At 75.1% G+C, this 20893-nt stretch carries 21 protein-coding genes and 1 pseudogene; 2 read left to right on the top strand and 20 right to left on the bottom strand.

All coding sequences use genetic code 11. The features are described from left to right. Nucleotides 1-19 precede the first annotated feature (19 nt). The 14 genes from rplT to rpe all read right to left on the bottom strand — a co-directional run bounded on the left by rplT (nt 20) and on the right by rpe (nt 10994). On the bottom strand, nt 20-412 hold the full coding sequence (gene rplT / locus AB0873_RS25460; protein WP_155332709.1) for a 50S ribosomal protein L20: 393 nt from the start codon (nt 410-412) through the stop codon (nt 20-22). A 32-nt stretch (nt 413-444) separates the two neighbouring features. Continuing rightward, nucleotides 445-639 carry a 50S ribosomal protein L35 gene (gene rpmI, locus AB0873_RS25455; protein WP_155332710.1) on the bottom strand — a complete coding sequence of 65 codons (195 nt, stop codon included), beginning with the start codon at nt 637-639 and terminating at the stop codon, nt 445-447. 20 nt (nt 640-659) lie between these two features. Next, complete coding sequence (infC, locus tag AB0873_RS25450; RefSeq protein ID WP_155332711.1) at nt 660-1274, bottom strand: translation initiation factor IF-3; 615 nt, start codon at nt 1272-1274, stop codon at nt 660-662. Between the two features lie 361 nt (nt 1275-1635). Continuing rightward, on the bottom strand, nt 1636-2109 hold the full coding sequence (locus tag AB0873_RS25445; RefSeq protein WP_366602665.1) for a PH domain-containing protein: 474 nt from the start codon (nt 2107-2109) through the stop codon (nt 1636-1638). A 260-nt stretch (nt 2110-2369) separates the two neighbouring features. Then, entirely contained in the window at nt 2370-3425 is a 1056-nt protein-coding gene (locus AB0873_RS25440; RefSeq protein WP_366602663.1) for a DMT family transporter, read from the bottom strand. A 65-nt stretch (nt 3426-3490) separates the two neighbouring features. Further along, the gene (gene hisG / locus AB0873_RS25435; RefSeq protein ID WP_366602661.1) at nt 3491-4336 is read right to left on the bottom strand and encodes an ATP phosphoribosyltransferase; all 846 of its coding nucleotides are present in this window, start codon (nt 4334-4336) and stop codon (nt 3491-3493) included. Nucleotides 4337-4382: 46 nt separating this feature from the next. Continuing rightward, a complete protein-coding gene (locus AB0873_RS25430) occupies nt 4383-4646 on the bottom strand; it encodes a phosphoribosyl-ATP diphosphatase (protein ID WP_155332715.1) in 264 nt (87 codons plus the stop codon). Between the two features lie 65 nt (nt 4647-4711). After that, complete coding sequence (gene ribH / locus AB0873_RS25425; protein WP_366602659.1) at nt 4712-5212, bottom strand: 6,7-dimethyl-8-ribityllumazine synthase; 501 nt, start codon at nt 5210-5212, stop codon at nt 4712-4714. A gap of 2 nt (nt 5213-5214) precedes the next feature. Next, on the bottom strand, nt 5215-6480 hold the full coding sequence (locus AB0873_RS25420; RefSeq protein WP_155332717.1) for a bifunctional 3,4-dihydroxy-2-butanone-4-phosphate synthase/GTP cyclohydrolase II: 1266 nt from the start codon (nt 6478-6480) through the stop codon (nt 5215-5217). After that, the gene (gene pnuC, locus AB0873_RS25415; RefSeq protein WP_366602657.1) at nt 6477-7166 is read right to left on the bottom strand and encodes a nicotinamide riboside transporter PnuC; all 690 of its coding nucleotides are present in this window, start codon (nt 7164-7166) and stop codon (nt 6477-6479) included. The genes AB0873_RS25420 and pnuC overlap by 4 nt, the downstream gene beginning before the upstream one ends. Then, entirely contained in the window at nt 7166-7879 is a 714-nt protein-coding gene (locus AB0873_RS25410) for a riboflavin synthase (protein WP_366602655.1), read from the bottom strand. Before AB0873_RS25410 ends, pnuC begins: the two co-directional genes overlap by 1 nt. Nucleotide 7880: 1 nt before the next feature. Further along, nucleotides 7881-8942, bottom strand: coding sequence for a bifunctional diaminohydroxyphosphoribosylaminopyrimidine deaminase/5-amino-6-(5-phosphoribosylamino)uracil reductase RibD (gene ribD / locus AB0873_RS25405; protein WP_366602654.1), 1062 nt, complete (start codon nt 8940-8942; stop codon nt 7881-7883). Between the two features lie 389 nt (nt 8943-9331). Then, nucleotides 9332-10312 (bottom strand): response regulator, encoded by a 981-nt coding sequence (locus AB0873_RS25400; protein ID WP_366602652.1) that lies wholly within the window; start codon nt 10310-10312, stop codon nt 9332-9334. Between the two features lies 1 nt (nt 10313). Beyond that, nucleotides 10314-10994 carry a ribulose-phosphate 3-epimerase gene (gene rpe, locus AB0873_RS25395; protein WP_155332722.1) on the bottom strand — a complete coding sequence of 227 codons (681 nt, stop codon included), beginning with the start codon at nt 10992-10994 and terminating at the stop codon, nt 10314-10316. A 256-nt stretch (nt 10995-11250) separates the two neighbouring features. On the opposite strand from rpe, the gene AB0873_RS25390 reads away from it, so the two are divergent. Continuing rightward, nucleotides 11251-12147 carry a septum formation family protein gene (locus AB0873_RS25390; RefSeq protein ID WP_366602650.1) on the top strand — a complete coding sequence of 299 codons (897 nt, stop codon included), beginning with the start codon at nt 11251-11253 and terminating at the stop codon, nt 12145-12147. 90 nt (nt 12148-12237) lie between these two features. After that, nucleotides 12238-13104: a septum formation family protein gene (locus AB0873_RS25385; protein WP_366602753.1), complete on the top strand. Its 867-nt coding sequence runs from the start codon at nt 12238-12240 to the stop codon at nt 13102-13104. Nucleotides 13105-13117: 13 nt separating this feature from the next. Here the strand turns inward: AB0873_RS25385 and AB0873_RS25380 are convergent. From AB0873_RS25380 to AB0873_RS25355, 6 genes and pseudogenes are all read right to left on the bottom strand, one after another. Next, nucleotides 13118-14461, bottom strand: a pseudogene (locus AB0873_RS25380) (transcription antitermination factor NusB); the annotation flags it as partial. A gap of 275 nt (nt 14462-14736) precedes the next feature. Continuing rightward, on the bottom strand, nt 14737-15663 hold the full coding sequence (fmt, locus tag AB0873_RS25375; protein ID WP_366602649.1) for a methionyl-tRNA formyltransferase: 927 nt from the start codon (nt 15661-15663) through the stop codon (nt 14737-14739). 7 nt (nt 15664-15670) lie between these two features. Beyond that, nucleotides 15671-16231, bottom strand: coding sequence for a peptide deformylase (gene def, locus AB0873_RS25370; protein WP_366602647.1), 561 nt, complete (start codon nt 16229-16231; stop codon nt 15671-15673). A 47-nt stretch (nt 16232-16278) separates the two neighbouring features. Further along, nucleotides 16279-17544, bottom strand: a complete 1266-nt coding sequence (locus tag AB0873_RS25365) for a cytochrome P450 (protein WP_366602646.1) — start codon at nt 17542-17544, stop codon at nt 16279-16281. Nucleotides 17545-17697: 153 nt separating this feature from the next. Beyond that, nucleotides 17698-18681, bottom strand: coding sequence for an AAA family ATPase (locus AB0873_RS25360; protein ID WP_366602644.1), 984 nt, complete (start codon nt 18679-18681; stop codon nt 17698-17700). 134 nt (nt 18682-18815) lie between these two features. Then, nucleotides 18816-20780: a primosomal protein N' gene (locus tag AB0873_RS25355; RefSeq protein ID WP_366602751.1), complete on the bottom strand. Its 1965-nt coding sequence runs from the start codon at nt 20778-20780 to the stop codon at nt 18816-18818. Nucleotides 20781-20893: the final 113 nt, after the last annotated feature.

Here is a 20893-nt window from a genome sequence, read left to right as displayed (position 1 = left end):
TCGATCTGCCGTGGGTGGATCAGGCGGCCTGGGCCGCGGCGCCACCGGTGCCCTCGGCCGCGACGGCGGCGCGGGCCAGCTCGACGATCGCCGCGAAGGCGGCGGCGTCGTTGACGGCCATGTCGGCCAGGATCTTCCGGTCGACCTCGATGCCGGCCAGCTTGAGGCCCTGGATCAGGCGGTTGTAGGTGAGCCCGTTGGCGCGGGCACCCGCGTTGATCCGCTGGATCCACAGCTGCCGGAAGTCGCCCTTGCGGTCACGACGGTCCCGGTAGGCGTACTGCATCGAGTGCAGCACCTGCTCCTTGGCCTTGCGGTACAGGCGGGAGCGCTGACCGCGGTAGCCGCTCGCGGTCTCCAGCAGGGTACGGCGCTTCTTCTGGGCGTTCACAGCCCGCTTGACGCGTGCCATCTCAACTCCTTCTTCGGTTCAGGTGGCGCGCGTCAGCGGCCGAGCAGCTTCTTGATGCGCTTGACGTCGGCCTTGGCGGCGACGACGGTGCCGGTCAGGCGGCGGGTCCGGGTGGAGGGCTTCTTCTCCAGGTTGTGGCGCAGGCCCGCCTGCTGCTTCACGACCTTGCCCTTACCGGTCAGCCGGACGCGCTTGCCCATCCCGGTGTGGCTCTTCATCTTCGGCATGTGGAACGTCTTCTCCCCTGTTACTCGCCGGTGGTCCCGGCGGGTCCGGCCGGCTCGACCGGCGGCGCCGCCTCGGGGGCGCCGGATTCCCGCTCGCCCCGCGGTAGCGCGCCGCCGCGGGCCGCCGTGGCGGCCGCCTTGGTGGCGCGGTGCGGTGCGAGCACCATGATCATGTTGCGGCCGTCCTGCTTCGGCGCGGCCTCGACGTACCCCAGCTCCGAGATCTCGGACTCGAGCCGGCGCAGGAGCCGGTACCCCAGCTCCGGGCGGCTCTGCTCCCGACCGCGGAACATGATCGTCACCTTGACCTTGTCGCCGGCCTTGAGGAACCGCACCACGTGACCCTTCTTGGTCTCGTAGTCGTGCGGGTCGATCTTCGGCCGGAGCTTCATCTCCTTGATGACGGTCTGCTGCTGGTTACGCCGCGCTTCGCGCGCCTTGAGTGCGCTCTCGTACTTGAACTTGCCGAAGTCCATGAGCTTGCACACCGGCGGGCGCGCCATCGGCGCAACCTCGACCAGGTCCAGGTCGACGTCCGCGGCCAGCTGAAGGGCGCGCTCCAGCGGGACGATGCCCACCTGCTCACCCTCAGGGCCGACCAGTCGGACCTCACGTGCCCGGATCTGCTCGTTCACGCGTGGTTCGACGCTGATGGGGCCTCCTCGAGTCGAGTGTTCCTGCGTGGCCGACCCCGCGGCTCCCGGGTGGGAACCGACCCGGAAAGCAGAAGGCCCCGGCGCATGCCAGGGCCCGCTCGACCGGTCGGCACGACCACATGGTCGCGCATCCGGCGCCGGGACGTGCCCGGAACCGGTGACCGGACCCGGCCGCCTCGCGGCGACTCGGGTGGGAGCAGGCGCCCCACTTTCACGGCCGCCCGCACAAACGCGGACAGCCTGGTCGACTCGACAACACTACACCCCCGCCCAGGGTGACCCCAAACCGGGCATGGCGGCCGGCCGGGAACGCGCGCCGGCCGGGGTGCCGCCCGGCCGGTCAGCGGCCGGAGGCGCCCTCGGCCAGGCGGGTCTGGTGGGCCTGGTGCAGGCGGCGCAGCGCGCGGACCCCCTCGACGGCCAGTTCCTTGTCGGCGGCCTGGAGGGCCACCATCGGCACCAGGTCGTCGTCGTGCAGCTCCAGGCTGGCCCACGGGGCGCCCCGGTCGAAGCGGACCCCGCGGACGACCTCCCACGGCAGCTCGTACGAGCCGATCACGTTGCGCACCCGCACCCGCCGCGCGTCAGCCTCGACCATCGGGCGGGTGAAGAGCAGGAAGCCGAGCGCGCCGAACACGCCGAGGCCGATCATGGCGAGCTGGTCGCCCCGCTGGAACGTGCCGTAGCCGTTGCCGGTCGGCCCGGTCAGCGACGTGGCCAGGAGGGTGAACACCACCACCAGCACCGCCGCCGAGGCCCAGCAGACCAGCCGGATGCGGCGGGGCCGGATGCGGATCGACTCGGTTTCGCTCACCCCACCAGTCTGCCACCCGCCCCGGGCCCGCCCGCGCCCGCCACACGCGACCGGCCCCGGCCCGCTGATCCGCCACGGCGGGCCGGCGGATGGTGGGCGCGGGCCGGCCTGGGTGGCCAGCCGACGAGCCGCCGGTGGCGGCGACCGGGTGATGCAGGCCCTTTGCTCTGCTTCACCCCACGCGGAGGTTTCGGGCCGGAACTGGTGCGTCCGTTGAAGCAGAGCAAAGGGCGCCGGGCGGTTGGCCGGGGCTCGGGCGATCAGGAGCGGCGGCCGGACGGCCGGTCCACCGGTTCACCCAGGTCCGGCCGAGTGCTCTGGGTGGGCAACCCCGCCGGCCCGACGGACGGGGCGGGCACTGTGTCACCCCGCCCGGAACCCTGCCCGACGCCCCGTCCGGTGCGCCATCCACGGCCCTGCCCGGAGCCCCGGCCGGCGAGCAGAGCGGCGGCCAGGGTGAGCAGCGCCCCGGCGAGCACCGGCAGCCGGACGCCGGGGCCGCCGGGCAGCAGCGCGTCCAGCACCAGCGCGCCGCCGAGCTGGCCCGCGACCAGCAGCAGCCCGGTCCGCAGGACGCCCACCACCCGGACGCCGACCACCAGGCTGGCGACGATGCCGACGCCGAGGAGACCGCCGGTGTAGAGGAACCAGGCGTCCGGCCAGGACGGGGCGGGACCGGTCAGGGCCCCGGCCAGCGCCGCGACGAGCAGCACGGCCGGGGTGCTGACGGCGAAGTTCACCGCCACCCCGGCGGCGGCGGAACTGGCGGCCGAGACCCGGCCGTTGAGCGCGGACTGCAACGCCACCGCGACGCCGCCGACGACGGCGAGCAGGACCACGCCCAGAGCCAGGTCGCCGACGGGCTGCCCGAGCTGGGCCAGCGTCACCGCCGCCACCCCCAGCAGCGCCCCGGCCAGCCGGGGACCGGTGAACGCGATCCGCCCCACCGGTGCGAGACCGGCCCGGTCCACCGCCAGCCCGCCGAGGCTGCCGCCCGCGACCTGGGCGATGGTGAACACCGCCACCCCGAGCACCGGCACCACGTACGCGCCGAGCACGACGATTGCCGCGCCGCCGAGCCCACCCAGGTACGCCCACCAGGGCAGGCGCGCCCCGCGCAACCCGCGCAGGTCGGCGCGGAGCGACCGGAGCGCCAGTACCCCGAGCCCCACCAGGAGACATCCGCCGAGGTTGTTGACCACGGCGGCGAGGGTGGCGTCGCCGGCCCGCTCGCCCAGCTCGCCGTTCACCGCACCCTGCGCCGCCGAGGCGACCCCGCCGAGGGTCACCACGACCAGCGCGACCCAGGCGGGCACCAGGCGGGGTGCCGCCGGGGCCGGCGGTAATACCGACGAGGCTTCGGGCGCCCGGAAGGGCCGCCTCACAGCCGGCACGCGTGGATGTTCGTGACGAGGATCGCGCGAGCACCCAACTCGTACAGCTCGTCCATGATCCGGTGCACGTCGTCGCGGAGCACCATCGCCTGCACGGCCACCCAGCCCTCGCGGTGCAACGGGGAGACAGTCGGCGACTCGATGCCCGGCGTCAGCGAACTGGCCCGGTCGAGCAGGCCGGCCGGCACGTCGTACGCGAGCATCACGTAGCGCCGGGCGACGAGGACCCCGTGCAGGCGGCGCAGAAGCTGCTCGCACTGCGGGTGGGTCGGCGCGGCGGCGCGGCGGACCAGGACGGCCGAGGACCGCAGCAGCGGCTCGCCGAACACGACCAGGCCGGCCTGCCGCAGCGTGGCGCCGGTCTCCACCACGTCCGCGACGACGTCGGCGACACCGAGACGGATGGCGTTCTCCACCGCGCCGTCGAGGCGGATCACGTCGGCCTTCACACCGAGGTCGGCGAGGTGCCGCTCGACCAGGCCGGGGTACGCGGTGGCGATCCGGTGCCCGCCCAGCTCCTGCACGGAGTCGACGTCCTCGGGGCGGGCGGCGAAGCGGAAGGTGGCCCGGCCGAAGGCCAGGTCGACGATCTCCTCGGCCGGCGCGCCGGAGTCGATCAGCAGATCCCGGCCGGTGATGCCGACGTCCAGGTCACCGGAGCCGACGTAGGTGGCGATGTCCTTCGGGCGCAGGTAGAAGAACTCGATGTCGTTGGGCTCGTCCCGGCAGACCAGGTCCTTCGGGTCGGTGCGCTGGCGGTAGCCCGCCTCGCGCAGCATCTGGGCGGCCGAATCGGCGAGGGCGCCCTTGTTGGGAACGGCGACACGCAGCATGACGGAGTGCTCCTTGGGATCGGGGAGGATCGACACGGGGACGCACTCAGAGATGTCGGTAGACGTCCTTGAGGTCGAGACCGGTGGCAAGCATCAGCACCTGCACCTGGTAGAGCAGCTGCGAGATCTCCTCGGCGGCCCGCTCGGGCCCCTCGTGCTCGGCGGCCATCCACGACTCGGCCGCCTCCTCGACGACCTTCTTGCCGATGAAGTGCACCCCCTTCTCCAGGGCGGCGACCGTGCCCGAGCCCGGGGTGCCGGCGGCGGCCTTGGCCTGCAGCTCGGCGAACAACTCCTCGAACGTCTTCACCGGCCGATTCTCTCAACCACCGGGCCGCCGCGGCGCCGCAGGGGTCCGGCGCGTCCGTCCCGTGGTCAGCCGCCGAAGCCGACGCGCTGGGCGGAGGCCGCCGACACGCCGCGGATGGCGAGGGCGGCGTCGAGCGCGGCGACGGTGGCCGCCCAGCCCTTGTCCTCGGCCGAGCCGGGCAGGCCGGCCCGGTCCCGGGCCTGCTCGATGGTGTCGACGGTCAGCACGCCGTGCGCGACCGGCTTGCCCTCGTCCAGCGCCACCCGGGTGAGCCCGTCGGTGACCGAGCGGCAGACGAAGTCGAAGTGGGCGGTGGCGCCGCGCACCACGACACCGAGCGCGACCACCACGTCGCAGCGGCGGGCGAGGGCCTGGGCGACCACCGGCAGCTCCACCGAGCCGGCCACCCGGGCCACCACCGAGCGCGCCGCGCAGGCCTCGGCGGCGGCGACCGCCCGGTCGAGCATGTGGTCGGTGAGGTCACCGTGCCAGCGGGCCGCGACCACTCCCACCGTCAGACCGGTCGCGTCGACGGTGTCGATGCCCGGCTCCCCGAATCCCGCCATGTCTACGCTCCGATCTCGTCGCCGGGAACCGGGCGGCCCATCGGCGCCTCGGTCACCTCGTCCAGTTCGTCCAGCAGGTGACCCATCCGGTCCCGCTTGGTCCGCAGGTAGCGAACGTTCTCCGGGTGCGGCCGCACCGGCAGGCCCTCGCGCCCGGTGATGGTCAGGCCGTACCCCTCCAGGCCGGCGCGCTTGGCCGGGTTGTTGGTGAGCAGCCGCATCGAGCGCACGCCCAGGTCGTAGAGGATCTGCGCGCCGGTGCCGTAGTCCCGGGCGTCCGCCGGCAGGCCCAGGTCCAGGTTGGCGTCGACGGTGTCCCGGCCCAGGTCCTGGAGCTGGTACGCCTGGAGCTTGTGCAGCAGGCCGATGCCCCGCCCCTCGTGCCCGCGGACGTAGAGCACCACGCCCCGCCCCTCCTGGGCGACCCGGTCCAGGGCGGCGTTGAGCTGCGGGCCGCAGTCGCAGCGGACCGAGCCGAACACGTCGCCGGTGAGGCACTCCGAGTGCACCCGCACCAGCACGTCCCGGCCGTCGCCGATGTCACCCATCACCAGCGCGACGTGCTCGGCCGAGTCGTAGTCGCTGCGGTAGCCCAGGGCCCGGAACACGCCGTGGCTCGTCGGCATGCGGGTGTCGGCGACCAGCTCGACCTGCTTCTCCGTCCGCCGCCGGTAGGCGACCAGGTCCGCGATGGTGACCAGGGTCAACGAGTGCTCGGCGCAGAACTTCTCCAGGTCCGGCAGCCGCATCATCGTGCCGTCGTCGTTCACCAGCTCGCAGAGCACGCCGGCCGGGCGCAGCCCGGCCAGCCGGGTCAGGTCGACCGCGGCCTCGGTGTGCCCGGGCCGGCGCAGCACGCCGCCCTCGCGGGCCCGCAACGGCACCACGTGGCCCGGTCGGGCCAGGTCGGCGGGGCCGGTGGTGGGGTCGGCGAGCAGCCGGATCGTGTGCGCCCGGTCGGCGGCCGAGATGCCGGTGCTCACGCCCTCCCGGGCGTCCACGGTCACCGCGTACGCGGTGCCGCGCTTGTCCTGGTTGGTGTGGTGCATGGGCGGCAGGTCCAGCCGGTCGCACTCGCTCTCGGTCAGCGGCACGCAGATGTAGCCCGACGTGTACCGGACCATGAACGCGAGCAGCTCCGGCGTCGCCAGCTCGGCCGCGAAGATCAGGTCGCCCTCGTTCTCCCGGTTCTCGTCGTCGACCACGACGACGGGCCGGCCGGCCGCGATGTCCTCCACGGCCTGCTCGATGCTGCCAAAGGTGCTCATGCGACTGCCTCCGAGTAGGTCGGCGTGATCGGGGCGGGGCGGGTGGCGCGCGACGTGCGCCACCACGCGGCGAGGCCCCAGACGCAGAACGCGCCGTAGACGAGGTACATGGCCGCCGAGGGGTAGTAGCCGCCGCGCAGCAGCAGCGGCACGCCCACCGCGTCGACGGCGATCCAGATGAGCCAGAAGTCGACGTAGCCGCGGGCCATCCCGTAGGTGGCGAGCAGGCTGCCGGTGAGGATCCACGCGTCCGGCAGCGGGCCCCAGGAGCCCAGTGCGGCGAGCACCGGGTACGCGGCCGCGGTCCCGGCGACGGCGGCGAGCAGCAGGCCGAGCCGTTCCCGGCCGGTGGCCCAGCGCGGCTCCACGGCCGGCGCCCCGTCGGCGCCCCGGCGGCGGTTGTGCGACCAGCGCCACCAGCCGTAGAGGCTGACGCCGAAGAAGAACAGCTGCCGGCCGGCCTGGCCGTAGAGGTCGTGCGCCTGCGGCGTGGCGAACGCCCCGCCGAGGAAGACGGTGAACAGCAACGCGTTGCCGATCATGCCGACCGGCCACGCCCACACCAGCCGGCGCAGCCCGAGCAGGGCGGACGCGAGGCCGAAGACGTTGCCGACGATCTCGCGGACCAGCACGGGCGAGCCGGCGATGCTCACCTGGGCGTCGAGCAGCCAGCCGAGCGGGCCCATCAGGCCACCCCGCCCGCGGCCGCGACGCCGGGCAGGCCGCCGCTGCCGGGCAGGCCGACGGCGCCGGGCAGGCCGACGGCGCCGGGCAGGCCCCCCTCCGGCCGGCCCGCCTCGCCCGGCAGGTGCGCGCCGAGCAGGCGCTCGACGTACTTGGCCAGCACGTCGACCTCGAGGTTGACCGGGTCGCCGACACCGCGCGTCCCGAGGGTGGTGAGCTTCAGCGTGGTCGGGATCAGGCCGACCGAGAACCAGTCGGTCCCGACGCCCGCCACGGTCAGCGACACCCCGTCGACGGTGATCGAGCCCTTCTCCACCACGTACCGGGCCAGGGCGGCGGGGAGGCGGAACCGTACCGTCTCCCACTGGTCGGCCGGCTCCCGGGAGACGACCTCGCCGACGCCGTCCACGTGCCCCTGCACCAGGTGCCCGCCCAGGCGGCTGCCGAGCGCGGCGGCCCGCTCCAGGTTGACCGGGTCGCCCGGCCGCAGCGCGCCGAGCGCGGAGCGGCGCAGCGTCTCCCCCATCACGTCGGCGGTGAACGTCCCGTCGGCGACGTCCACCACGGTCAGGCAGACGCCGTTGACCGCGATCGAGTCGCCGTGCCGGGCGTCCGAGGTGACCAGGGGGCCACGGATCGCGACCAGCGCGGAGTCGCCCGCGGTCTCGGTGACCCGGACGACCTCGCCCAACTCCTCGACGATGCCGGTGAACATGTCAGCCCTCCCTCTTCCGGGGCAGCGCGGTGATCCGCAGATCGGGACCGACCTGCGTAACGTCGACGAGCTCCAATTCGATGGCCTCGGCGATCGTGGTCACACCCGCGTCGACCAACGCGGTCGGGCCGGCGCCGAGCAGCCGGGGCGCGACGTACCCGACGATCTTGTCGACCAGGCCGGCGGCGAGGAACGCGCCGGCCAGGCGCGGCCCGCCCTCCAGCAGCGCCGCCCGCACCCCGCGGCCGTGCAGCACGGCGAGCAGCGCCGCCAGGTCCACCCGGCCGTCGGGGCCGGCGCCGACCTCCGCCGCGGTGGCGATCCAGGTCGAGGCGGCGGCGTCGCGGACCCGTGCCCCGGACGGGGTACGCCCCGCCGAGTCGACCACCACCCGCAGCGGCTGGCGGATGGCCAGGCTGCCGTCGCGCAGGTTCCGGGCGGTGAGGCGGGGGTCGTCGGCCAGCACGGTGCCCACGCCGGCGATGACGGCGTCGACCGTCCCGCGGAGGGCGTGCACGTCCATCCGCGCCGCCTCGGAGGTGATCCACATGCTGGTGCCGTCGGCGGCCGCCGACCGGCCGTCCAGCGTCGCGGCGTACTTCCAGATGACGTACGGCCAGCCCCGGCGCATCGAGGTCAGCCAGGAGATGTTGCCGGCCTCCGCCTCGGCGGCGCGTACCCCCGTGTCGACCTGGACCCCCGCGGCGCGCAACGTGGCGGCGCCGCCGGACGCGACCGGGTTCGGGTCGGGCACGGCGATGACCACCCGGGACACCCCGGCCTGCACCAGCGCGGTGCTGCAGGGGCCGGTGCGACCGGTGTGGTCGCAGGGTTCCAGGGTGACGACGGCGGTGCCACCGCGGGCCCGCTCCCCCGCCTGGGCCAGCGCGACGATCTCGGCGTGCGGCCCGCCGGCGTACGCGTGGAAGCCCTCACCGACGACCTGGCCGTCCGCGTCGAGCAGCACGCAGCCGACGACCGGATTGGGGCTGGTGGTGCCGAGACCGCGCGCGGCGAGTTCGACCGCGCGACGCATCGCCTCGTCGACGGAGACGCCGGCCATGCCCTGCCCTCTCACTCGCCGGTCGGCGCGCGGGCGGCGACGGGAGCGACGGCATCGGGCCGCGGGCGTGCGGCGGCGGAATCCGGGGACGGCAGGGCCGACCCGGGGGGCGGTCACGGCATGCCGAGGTCGGCAGCCGGGCACGGCCCGTCCGTCCCGCGCGCTGTCTCCCATCCGGACTGTCTGAGCGCGGGTGTGCCCGCACCCAACCGTCGGCCCCGGAGTCTCACCAGGTCCACCGGGCGGACGAACCGCTCCCGGGTCGCGGGCTTACCACGGTCGCACCGTGGATCACCGCCGGTTCGGAATTACACCGAGTCCCGCCAGCGCGTGGTGGGTACTACCGGCAGTCTTACACGCTCCGGGGCGACTGTCGCCACCCTCGCGAGCTACTTCACATGACGATCGCTCGGATCGGCCACGCCGCGGCGCCGGTCCACCGCCACGTACGAGCCGGGCTGGCTCTTCGCCACCGTCTTCATCTCCGAGGCGATCGTCATCGCCTCCAGGGGGCTGGTGATGCGTCTGTCGGCGTCCGAGACGGAGACGCCGATCGAGAGCGTGACCAGGGCGGCACGGCGCAGGTTGCCGCGCCGGTCCTTCAGCTCGACGTAGCCGCGGGCGGCGTCCGACGGGTCGTACAGCGCGTCGGCGGCCTTCTCGAAGTCGGCCGAGACCCGCGAGGTGAGCGGCCGGACCTGCTCCGGCGTGCAGACGAAGACGAAGTCGTCACCGCCGACGTGCCCGAGGAAGGCCGGTGGGAGGCCCACCGACACCACGGCCCGGTGCAGGCTGCGGGCCAGCGCGGAGATGAAGTCGTCGCCGCGGACGAAGCCGTACCGGTCGTTGACGCTCTTGAACCGGTCGATGTCGATGTAGCCGACCGCGTAGTCCGACCCGACCCGGACGCGGTCGGCGATCTCCCGGCGGATCCGGCTGTTGCCGGGCAGCCCGGTCAGCGGCGAGACCTCGCGGAACTCCTTGTTGCGACGGAGGGTGGAGCTGACCCGGGCCACCAGTTCGGCGGTGTCGAAGGGCTTGACCAGGTAGTCGTCGGCGCCGGCGCTGAGGCCGTGCACCTTGTCCACGGTGAGCCCCTTGGCGGTCAGCATGATCACCGGCAGCGCCGCGGTCATCGGGTCGGCGCGCAGCCGCCGGGTCAGCTCCAGGCCGTCGACGCGCGGCATCATCAGGTCCACCACGGCGAGGTCGGGACGCTGACGCCCGATCACCTCGAGGGCCTCCTGGCCGTCGCTGGCGTGGATCACCTCGTACCCGTGCAGGCGGAGGTTGAACTCGACGAAGCGCGCGATGTCCTCGTCGTCGTCGACGACGAGGATGACGTCCGGGCGGTCGCCGGCCGGGTCCACCTCAGGCCCCGGAAGCCGCGCGTTCCGCCATGGCCCGCAGTTTTCGGACGGCCTCGGCCGGGTCGTCCGCGCCGTAGACGGCGGTGCCGGCGACGAAGGCGTCGGCACCGGCCTCGGCGGCCTGGGCGATGGTGTCGGCGGCGATGCCGCCGTCGACCTCGATGCGCACCTCCAGGTGGCCGGCGTCGACGTGCCGGCGCGCCGTGCGCACCTTGTCGAGGAGGTGCGGGATGAACCGCTGCCCACCGAAGCCCGCCTTGATCGTCATGATCAGCAGCGTGTCGAAGCTGGGCAGCAGGTCCAGGTACGGCTCGACCGGAGTGTCCCGGTCGATCGCCAGCCCCGCCTTCGCCCCGGCCGACCGCAGGTCCTTGGCCAGCGCCACCGGGTCGTCGCAGGCCTCCGCGTGGAAGGTGACGTTGTACGCCCCGGCGTCGGCGTACCCGGGGGCCCACCGGCGCGGATCCTCGATCATCAGGTGCACGTCGAACGGGAGCTTCGTGGCGGCCCGCAGGCTCTGCACGACCGGCAGCCCGATGGTCAGGTTCGGCACGAAGTGGTTGTCCATGACGTCCACGTGCAACCAGTCGGCGGCATCTTCGACGGCACGGACCTCGTCGGCGAGGCGGGCGAAATCGGCGGCCAGGATGCTCGGCGCGACGATGGGCGGCGGTACGGTCACGGGGCCAGTGTACGAACGCGGCCACCAGCCGCCGCCGGCACGGCACCAACCGGGACGCCCTGTGACCCAGCGGTGACCAGTGGTGCAGAATTGGCCGTTCCGGACGGGTGAATCCGGACGAAGGGTCATTCGTGACTGGCTGGATGACGGAAACACGGCAAAACTCCATGAGGGACGGTGACGTGGGCCGCACGACCACCTGGCGCGCCGGCCGGGTCCGCGGTGGCCGGCCGTCAGCTCCCGGAAAGGGCGGATGATGCGACGGTGGCTTCCTCTCCGAGCGGTGGCGCTGGCCGGCGCGGCCGCGCTCCTGCTCGGCGGCTGCGTACGGCCCGGCGGATCCGACGGCGACCTCACCGACGACTGGCCCGCGCTGGCCGAGGCGCGGCTGTTCGTCCCGGCCGCCGGGGTCTGCCTCCCCCGGATCACCGCCGTGGTGCAGGCGAGCACGTACGAGACGGTGGACTGCGCCCGCAACCACCTGGCGGAGGCCGTACACGTGGGCACGTTCACCGGCCCGGTCGCCGACGGCGCCCGCCGGCCCGAACCGGGCTCGCCGGACCTGCGCGCCGCCCGCGCCGAGTGCGACCAGCGGGTCCGCGAGGTGCTCGGCGGTGACTGGCACTCCGCCCGCCTCACCATGAACATCGCCCTGCCGTCCGTTCCCGCGTGGACCGGTGGCGCCCGCTGGTTCCGCTGCGACCTCAGCGAGACCGACAGCATCGACAACACCCGGCCGGTCAACCGGACCGGGAGCCTCCGCGGCGCGATGCTCGGCGACTCCGCGCTGATCCACCGCTGCTTCGACCCCAAGCTGATCGGCGAGAACCTCAACTACATGGCGCCGGTGCTGTGCACCGAGCCGCACCGGGCCGAGTTCGTCGGCGTGTACGTGGAACGCGACATGAGCTGGGCGGAGTTCACCCGCAACGAGCAGCGGGCACACCAGCGCTGCATGGCGCTCATCGCCGCCTTCGCCGACGTGCCCAACAACAGCGACCTGCCGTACCGGGCCGGCTCGATCTTCTACCCGCCGTCCCAGCGGGAGTGGGAGGAGGGCGACCGGGGCGTGCGCTGTTTCCTGTGGAGTGACGACCGGAAGCTGACCCGCTCGATGCGCGGCGCGGGCCCGCAGGGGCTGCCGGCGATCTGACGTATGCTCCCGCTCCGTGGCCGGCATCGACGGTGCCGCGTCCACCGGGCGACGGGAGGTCGGAGGGTGAAGCGACGCTGGTTCGCGGGAATGGCGCTCGGCGTGGTGGTCGTGGCGCTCACCGGCTGCGTCGCGCCGCCGGCCGGCACCGACGGTGACCTGGTCGACGACTGGGCCACGATCAGCGCCCCGACCGCCTTCGTCCCCGAGGCGGGGACGTGCCACGCGCACGTGGCCCGGGTCGGCTACCTCGGGGCGTACGACCCGGTGCCGTGCGAGCGGCCGCACCGGGTGGAGACGCTGCACGTGGGCACGCTGACCGGCGCCGGCGCGACGGGGACGACGCCGCCGTCGCCCGGCTCCGCCGGGACGCGCACCGCGCACGCCACCTGCGACCGGGAGGCCACGCGGGCGCTGGGCGCGGACTGGCGCAGCGGCCGGGTCGGCCTGTCCGTGGTGTTCCCGTCACCGGCCGCCTGGACGGGTGGGGCCCGCTGGTTCCGCTGCGACGCGGCGGAGATCCGGAGCATGGACGACCCGAGCGTGGTCACCCGCACGGCCCGTCTCGGCGGGGCGCTGGCCGGCTCGTCGCCGCTGCGGCACACCTGCTTCAACCCGGCCGTCAAGGACGACCGGATCATTCGGATGACCCCCGTGTCGTGCACCCGCCCGCACCACGCCGAGTTCGTCGGCGTCTGGGTCGCGCCGGACACCAGCTACGCGGCGTTCACCAAGAACGACCGCCGCGTCCGCGACGGCTGCCTGGCGCTGATCGCCGCGTACGCGAAGGTGCCGCGCGGCGAGGTCCGCTTCCGCACCGGTTCGATCTGGTACCACCCGCTCGAGGCGGAGTGGCGCGACGGCAACCGCGGCGTGCAGTGCTTCCTGTGGGTGAGCGAGCGCAACCTCACCCGCTCGATGAAGGGCGCCGGCCGCTCAGGCCTGCCGATGGGCTGAGCGGCCGGCCGCGTCAGCCGCGGCGCAGCACCGCGAGGAACATCGCGTCGGTGCCGTGCCGGTGCGGCCACAACTGCACCGTCGGCCCACCGCCGAGCCCCGGCATCCCCGCCGGCAGCAGCGGGCGGGCGTCGACGAAGTCGACCGGCACCCCGGCCCGGCGGGCCGACTCGGTGACCGTCACGTGCGTCTCGACGGTGTGCGGCGAACAGGTGACGTACGCGACCACACCGCCGGGGCGCACCGCCCGCAGCGCCGCCCCGAGCAGTTCCCGCTGCAACCGGGTCAGCGCCGGCAGGTCCGACGGCTGCCGGCGCCAACGCGACTCGGGCCGCCGGCGCAGCGACCCCAGGCCGGTGCACGGCGCGTCGACCAGCACCCGGTCGAAGTGCTCCTCCGCGAGCTTCGGGTGGTCGCCGACGGCGCGGCCGTCGGTGTTCAGCACGGTCACCGGCAGATCGCGGGTGGCCTGCGCGACGAGGCGGGCGCGGTGCTCGGACACCTCCACCGCGGTGAGCCGCGCCCCCCGCTGGGCGGCGATGGCGCCGAGCAGGCCGGACTTGCCTCCCGGGCCGGCACACAGGTCGAGCCACCGCCCGTCCGGCCCGTCGAGCGGGGCCACGGCGAGGGCGTCGGCCACCAGCTGGGAGCCCTCGTCCTGCACGTGCGCCCGGCCCTCGGCGAGCGCCGGCAGGTCGCCCGGCGCGCCGCCGCCCAGGTAGACCGCGTACGGGGAGAACGCGCCGGGCGCGCCGCCGACCTCGTCGGCCAGCTCGACCGGGTCGGCGAGCCCGGGGCGGGCGCACAGGTGCACCGGCGGGCGTTCGTTGTCCTCGATGAGCAGGCGGGTGGTCTCACCGAGGTCGCTGCCGAGCGCCTCGGCGAACGCCCGCACGATCCACTGCGGATGGCTGTACGCGAGCGCCAGGTGGCCGACCGGGTCGGTGTCCATCGGCGGGGCGAGCTTCGCCACCCACGCGTCGGCGTCCCGACCGGCGACCTCGCGCAACACCGCGTTGGCGAACCCGGTCGCGCCCGGCCCGACGGTCCGGACCAGGTCGACGGTCGACGAGACGGCGGCGTGCGCGGGCACCCGGGTGTGCAGCAGCTGGTACGCGCCGAGCCGCAGCGCGTCGCGGACCGGGGGGTCGATCCGGGCCACGTCCCGCCCGGCGGCGTCGGTGAGGATCGCGTCGAGGGTGCCGAGGTGGCGCAGTGTGCCGTAGGTCAGCTCGGTGGCGAAGGCGGCGTCACGGCCGGCCAGCCCGGCGTCGCGGAGGATCGCCGGGAGCGCCAGGTTGGCGTACGCGTCATCCCGGTTGACCGCCTCGATCGCCTGGTACGCGGCGTACCGGGGCCGGTCGGCGGGGCCCGGACGGCGACCGGGGCGTGCGCCCCCGGTGGGGGCACCGCGCTCCGGGCGGCCGGCGCCCGCCCGCCGGTCGTCGCGGGGCGCACCGGCCCGCCGGGGCGCGGCGCGGTCCGGCCGGCCACCGGTGGCCCGCCCGAACCGGGTGGAGCCGGGCTCGTCGGCCCGGCCGAGACGGGCGGCGTCCGGGACGCCCGCGGGGCCGGCGTCGAAACGGCCGCCGTGGGGGTGGTCGGGACGGTCGGAGCGGTCGGCGCGGTCGGTCACGCGAAGACCTCCCCGGCGGCGACCCGGGCGCCACGCGCCCAGTCGCTCGCCGGCATGGCCTTCTTGCCGGCGGCCCGGACCTCGCCGAGGCGCACCGGCGTGGTGGCGGTGCCCGCCAGCACCCGGGACTTCTCCACCAGCAGTTCCCCCGGCTTCAGGTCGGGACCGTCGGCGACCGGCGTCACCGGGCCGAGCTTCACCCGCTCGTCGCGGAAGGTGGTCCACGGGCCGGGGGCGGGGGTGGCGGCGCGGATGCGGCGGTCCACCGCGAACACCGGGTCGGTCCAGCGGACCCGCGCGTCCTCGACGGTGAGCTTCGGCGCCAGGGACACCCCGTCGGCCGGCTGCGGCTCGGCCCGAGCGGTGCCGTCCTCGATCGAGTCGAGCACGGCGACCAGCAGGCCGGCGCCGGAGTGGGCGAGCCGCTCCAGCAGGTCCCCGGAGGTGTCGGTGGGGCGGATCTCGTCGGTGACGGTGCCGAACACCGGCCCGGTGTCCAGCCCCTCCTCCAACTGGAACACGCTGGCGCCGGTCAGCTCGTCGCCGTGCAGCACCGCGTGCTGCACCGGCGCCGCGCCCCGCCACGCGGGCAGCAGCGAGAAGTGCAGGTTGATCCAGCCGTGCCCGGGGATCTCCAGGGCGGCCGGCGGGACCAGCGCCCCGTACGCCACGACGGGCACGCAGTCGGGCGCCAGCTCGCGCAGCCGGTCGAGGAACTCGGGCTCGCGCGGCCGGGCGGGGGTGAGCACCTCGACGCCGTGCTGGTCGGCCCAGGCGCCCACCGGGGAGCGGGACAGCCCACGACCGCGCCCGGCGGGGGCGTCCGGCCGGGTGACCACGGCCACGAGCTCGTGGCGGGAGGCGGCGACCGCCTCCAGAGCGGGGACGGCGACGGCCGGCGTGCCGGCGAAGATCAGGCGCATCGGCCGGTCACCGCCCCAGGCCGAGGGGGCTGCTGGCGGCGTGCGGGCTGAGTTTGACCGTCGGCGGGGCGGCCGGGTCGTACCACTCGGCCTGGCGGATCGCCTTCATGGCCGCCTTACGGCCGGCCGCGTCGAGCCGGTCGACGAAGAGGACACCGTCGAGGTGGTCGGTCTCGTGCTGCACGCACCGGGCCATCAGGCCGGTGCCGACGATCTGCATCGGGTCGCCGTAGCCGTTGAAGCCCTTGGCGATGACGTTCTGCCGACGCTTGGTGTCGAAGTAGAGCCCGGGAATGGAGAGGCAGCCCTCCGGGCCGTCCTGCTCCTCCTCGTCGGGGAACTCGAGCACCGGGTTGACCAGGTGGCCGACCACGTCGTCGACGTCGAAGGTGAACACCCGAAGGCCCACGCCGAGCTGCGGCGCCGCGAGGCCGGCCCCGTTCTGCTCGCGCATCGTGTCGGTCAGGTCGGCGACGAGCTTGCGCAGCTCGACGTCGAAGTCGACCACCGGATCGGCCGGCGTGCGCAGCACCGGGTCGCCGAACAGACGGATGGGCTGGACGGTCACGCGGGGTGGCTCCTTCGTGGGCTCGGCGACGGGCGTGCCGTACCAGTCTACGGAGTGGCCGGGCCGGCCCCGGCCGGCGTACCGCGATCGCCGACCGCCGCGGCGACGGTGACCGGGAGGGTGTCGTAGCCACGCAGCGTCAACCGGGTCCGGCGGCGGGGCGTGCCGGCCAGCGCCAGGCCGGGCAGCCGGCGCAGCAGCAGCGGGAAGGCGACCTGCGCCTCCAGCCGGGCCAGCCCGGCGCCGAGGCAGTAGTGCGGGCCGGCCCCGAAGGAGAGCGGATGCGGCTGGGCGCGCCACGGGTCGAACCGGGCCGGCTCCGGGAAGCGCCGGGGGTCGCGGTTGGCGGCACCGAGCAGCAGCAGCGCCCAGCTGCCGGCCGGCAGCTGCGTGCCCCCGACCCGGGCCGGCGCGTCGCTGCGGCGGGTGGTGAGCTGGACCGGGGAGTCGTACCGGAGCAGCTCCTCGACGTACGCCGGCGCGAGGTCGGGGTGCGCGCGCAGCGCGGTGGCCTCCCGGGGGTGGTCCAGGAGCACGACCAGGCCGTTGCCGAGCAGGTTGGTGGTGGTCTCGAAGCCGGCGACCAGCAGCACCACGAGGTTCGCCAGCAGCTCGTCGCCGGAGAGCCGGTCACCGTCGGCGTCGTGCACCTGCACGAGGGCGGTGGTCAGGTCGTCGGCGGGTGCCCGCCGTCGCGCCGCGACCAGCTCGGCGAAGTAGTCGCTCAGCTCGGTGGCGCCCCGGTCCGCCACCGCCAGGTCCTCCGGGGTGATCTCCGGCTCCAGGATGCCGGTCAGGTCGGCCGCCCAGCGGCGGAACAGCGGCCGGTCCTGCGCGGGTACGCCGAGCAGCGCGCAGATCACCCCCACCGGCAGCGGGTACGCGAAGTCGGCCATGACGTCGGCCGGCGTGCCGTCCCGTCCCCGCTCGGCCATCGCGTCGATGAGCTGGTCGGCCTGCGCCGCGACGACGTCCCGCATGGCGGCGACCCGGCGTGGCGTGAAGGCCCCGGCGGCGAGCCGGCGCAGCCGGGTGTGGTCCGGCGGGTTGGTCCGCAGCATCGAGCGGGAGATCGACGCGACGGCCGCACTCTGCCGCCATCCGGGCCAGAGGTTGTCCCGCAGGTCGTCGTCGAGCACGCCGAACCGGGCGTCGCGCAGGATCGCGTCGGCTTCCGCGTACCCGGTGACCACGAAGAAGGCGGGCGCGGCCTCCACCACCGGCCCGTGCGCGCGCAGCCGCTCGTACGTCGGGTACGGGTCGAGCCGCCCCTGCGGCGACATGAGCAGTGCGACCGCCTCGGATGCGTCCATGAGTCGCCTCCCGCGTCGAGGGGTGCCGGAGGCTCCATCATGCGCGCGCGGCGGCCCGCCGTCAGCCCCGCCGAGGCACGGGCCGCCGGTGCGGGTCGCGCCGACGCGACGGGGCCGGGAGCCCCGCCGGGGCGGGCCGGGCCGACCCGGCGGTCAGGAACCGGCGCCGGGCTCCCCCGCCAGCACGGCGCCGCGCCCCAGCAGGGCGTGCTCCGGCAGCGGCAGCTCGATCTTGTGGGCCGCCTCCCAGTCGTGGATCAGGCTGGGCCGCACCTGGGCGGTGAAGTAGTCGATCGCGCTCATCCCGCCGACCACGGGCTCGTCCACCTCGGCGACCAGCCGCGCGGGCACCATCCGGAACCCGTTCTGGAGCGCGGCGCTGAGCCGGCGGTGCCCGTCGACGACGAAGAAGTACTCGCCGGTGTAGCCGATCCGCAGCGGTTCGAGGGCCTCGTCGCCGGCCGCGGCGACGTCGTCGACGAACTCGGTGTCCCACAGGTCGCGCAGGGCGGCGATGTCCTCGGTCGGGTAGACCCGGGCCGGGTCGAGCAGCAGCAGCGGCGGGGTGTCCCGCAGCACGTCCGGGCCGAGCCGCCCCTCGTACGCGTCGACGATGTGCTCGATCACGTCCTCGGCGGTGGCCCGGGTGGTGTCGCAGATCAGGTCGTAGTTCCGCAGCCGGGCCTTGTCCACCCCGTACCGGACGATGAACCGGCCGCGCTCGCTCTCGCTGCGCTCCTTGAGCCTGGCCTTGGCCTCCTCCAGGGAGGTGTAGCTCTCGGCGGGGCCGGAGGGCCGCAGGAGCACCCGGCGGGCCGCCTCGCCCGGCTCGGTGATCATGTGGACCTTGAGCGCGTCGGTGAAGAAGTGCCAGGCCAGCCGGGAGTCCATGACGAGGCTCTCGCCGGAGGCGGCGATGTCCCGCTGGAGCTGGTCGACGTAACCGTCGACGGCCTGGTCCAGCTCGGCGTGCAGGTTGAGCTGGAGGGCGGTCATCTGCCGCTCCTGCGCCATCTGCCGGTAGAGGTCGCCGACACTGACCCGGCGCATGCCGAGGCGTTTGGCGATCTCCACGGAGACGGTGCTCTTGCCGCTGCCGAGGTCACCGTTGAAGACGATCGACTGACGAACGGTCACGACTGGTCCACCTCTGATCACCGGCTGATGACGGGCGATGCTATCACCCGGACCCGGGTCACTTCCCACACAGCGTGTCCGTCACACCCGCTTCGGTGACGGACGGTGATGACCGTGGCGCGGCGTGCGACCGGTCAGAACAGGGCGAGGGGGTCGACCTGGAGCCGGACCGGGTCGGCGGCCTTGCGGGCGGCGCGCACCCCGGCCGCGGCGTGCAGCGCCCCGGCGAGGGCGGCGGCGCGGGCCCGGGGCACCCGGACCAGCATCCGTTCCCGGTCGTCGTCGGCGGGGACGGGGCCCAGCACCTCCGCGTCCTCGGGCAGCCGGGCCTCGGCGAGCAGGTCGGCGACGGCGGCCGGTGGGCCGGTGACGCTGGCCATCCGGACCGCCGGGGGGAAGCCCAGGTCGCGGCGCTCGGCCAGTTCCCGGGCGGCGAACCAGGCCGCGTCCCACCGCAGCAGCGCCTGGACCGGGGCGAGCCCGCCGTCGGCGACGACCACCACCCGGCCGCCGGCCGCCGCGGGACGGGCCAGTGCGGCGGCGCCGAGCCACCGCCGTAACGCCTCCTCCCCCGCCCGCAGGTCGGCGCGGGTGAGCAGCGCCCACGAGTCGAGCAGCAGCACGGCGCCGTAGCCGCCGTCGGCCACCGGCTCGGCGCCCGGGGTCGCGATGACGAGGCCGGCGCCGCCGGGCACGGTCGCGAGGACCTCCTCCCGCCCGGAGGTCCGTACCGGCACGCCCGGGAACGCCCGGCCCAGTTCCTCGGCGGTCCGCCGGGCGCCGGTGACCGAGGCCCGCAGGCGCCGTCCCCCGCACTCCGGGCAGGCGTACGCGGCGGCGACGCGCCCGCACCAGCGGCAGGCGGGAGCCCCCTCGGCGGACGGGAGGGCCAGGGGGCCGGCGCAGTGTGGGCAGCGGGCCGGAGTGCGGCAGGTGGCGCAGGCCACCGACGGCAGGTAGCCGCGGCGGGGCACCTGGACCAGCACCGGGGCGTCGGCGCGCAGCGCGTCGCGGGCGGTGGTCCAGGCGAGGCTGGGCAGCCGGGCGGTGGCCGCGCCCGGGTCGCGGGCCAGTTGCGGGTCGTCGCCGGTGGGGGCGATGGCCGGGGTACGGGCGCGGACCGTGGCCCGGTCGGCCACGACCTCGCGGGCCCATCCGGTCTCGACGAGCAGTTGGGCCTCGGCGGTGCGGGCGTACCCGCCGACCACGGCGGCGACGTCGGCGAGCTGGGCGCGGGTCAGCAGCACCTCGCGGGCGTGCGGGTAGGGGGCCCGGGGTTCGGCGTGCAGGTCGTCGCCGTCGTCCCAGATGGCGACCAGACCGAGCCGGTGCACCGGGGCGAACATGGCGGCCCGGGTGCCGATCACGACCGGGACGTCGCCACGGCGGGCGGCGAGGAACGCCCGGTACCGCCGGGCCGGACCGAGCGCGGCGGTGAGCTGGACGTGCCGGCCGGGACCGAGGGCGCCGGTCAGGGCCGCGTCGAGCCGGTCGAGGTCGCGCGCGTCGGCGACCACCACCACGGCGCCCCGGCCACCGGCGACGGTCGCGGCGACGGCCTCCGCGTACCGGGCGGGCCAGTCCTCGCCGGCCAGCGCGGACCAGACCGCGCGGGCGGGGCGGCCGTCGGCGAGGGCCCGCAGCAGGGCCGGACCAGCGGGGTAGTCGCGCCAGCCGTCCGGTACGGGAGGCGGTTCGCCCGCCTCGGGTGGCTGGTGGGGTTCCTTCTCCACCCGGGCGTGGCGGGGCGGGACGGCGAGGCGGAGCACGTCGGCGAGGCTGCCGGCGTACCGGTCGGCCACCACGCGGGCGAGCCGTGCGATCTCCGGCGCGAGCGCCGGTTCCGGGGAGACGACCTTGTCGAGGTACGCGAGCCGGGGGTGCTCGGACGCGTCGGCCCGCTCCAGCAGCCAGCCGTCGACGAGTTGGCCGGCGAAGCGGACCTTCACCCGGGTGCCGGGGACGGCGTCGGCGTCGAGGGCCTCGGGCACCAGGTAGTCGAAGGGGCGGTCGAGGTGGGCCAGGGGCACGTCGACGCAGACACGAGCGACCGGCGACCCCTCGGCGGGTCGCCGGTCGCTGCGCGTGGTGCCGCTCAGGCTCCCGCTACCGACTTGAGGTCGGCGGCGCGGTCGGTGCTCTCCCACGTGAAGTCGGGCAACTCCCGACCGAAGTGCCCGTACGCGGCGGTCTGCGCGTAGATCGGCCGCAT

The sequence above is a fragment of the Micromonospora sp. NPDC047707 genome, assembly GCF_040704235.1.
Taxonomy (GTDB): Bacteria; Actinomycetota; Actinomycetes; order Mycobacteriales; family Micromonosporaceae; genus Micromonospora.
This window is presented reverse-complemented; position numbering and strand designations above follow the sequence as displayed.

Coding starts and splice junctions, on each gene's coding strand:
- rplT (WP_155332709.1), bottom strand. CDS start 412: ATGGCACGCGTCAAGCGGGCTGTGAACGCCCAGAAGAAGCGCCGTACC.
- ribD (WP_366602654.1), bottom strand. CDS start 8,942: ATGGCCGGCGTCTCCGTCGACGAGGCGATGCGTCGCGCGGTCGAACTC.
- hisG (WP_366602661.1), bottom strand. CDS start 4,336: ATGCTGCGTGTCGCCGTTCCCAACAAGGGCGCCCTCGCCGATTCGGCC.
- AB0873_RS25365 (WP_366602646.1), bottom strand. CDS start 17,544: ATGGACGCATCCGAGGCGGTCGCACTGCTCATGTCGCCGCAGGGGCGG.
- fmt (WP_366602649.1), bottom strand. CDS start 15,663: ATGCGCCTGATCTTCGCCGGCACGCCGGCCGTCGCCGTCCCCGCTCTG.
- AB0873_RS25385 (WP_366602753.1), top strand. CDS start 12,238: ATGGCGCTCGGCGTGGTGGTCGTGGCGCTCACCGGCTGCGTCGCGCCG.
- rpmI (WP_155332710.1), bottom strand. CDS start 639: ATGCCGAAGATGAAGAGCCACACCGGGATGGGCAAGCGCGTCCGGCTG.
- AB0873_RS25390 (WP_366602650.1), top strand. CDS start 11,251: ATGCGACGGTGGCTTCCTCTCCGAGCGGTGGCGCTGGCCGGCGCGGCC.
- AB0873_RS25410 (WP_366602655.1), bottom strand. CDS start 7,879: ATGTTCACCGGCATCGTCGAGGAGTTGGGCGAGGTCGTCCGGGTCACC.
- ribH (WP_366602659.1), bottom strand. CDS start 5,212: ATGGCGGGATTCGGGGAGCCGGGCATCGACACCGTCGACGCGACCGGT.
- pnuC (WP_366602657.1), bottom strand. CDS start 7,166: ATGGGCCCGCTCGGCTGGCTGCTCGACGCCCAGGTGAGCATCGCCGGC.
- AB0873_RS25420 (WP_155332717.1), bottom strand. CDS start 6,480: ATGAGCACCTTTGGCAGCATCGAGCAGGCCGTGGAGGACATCGCGGCC.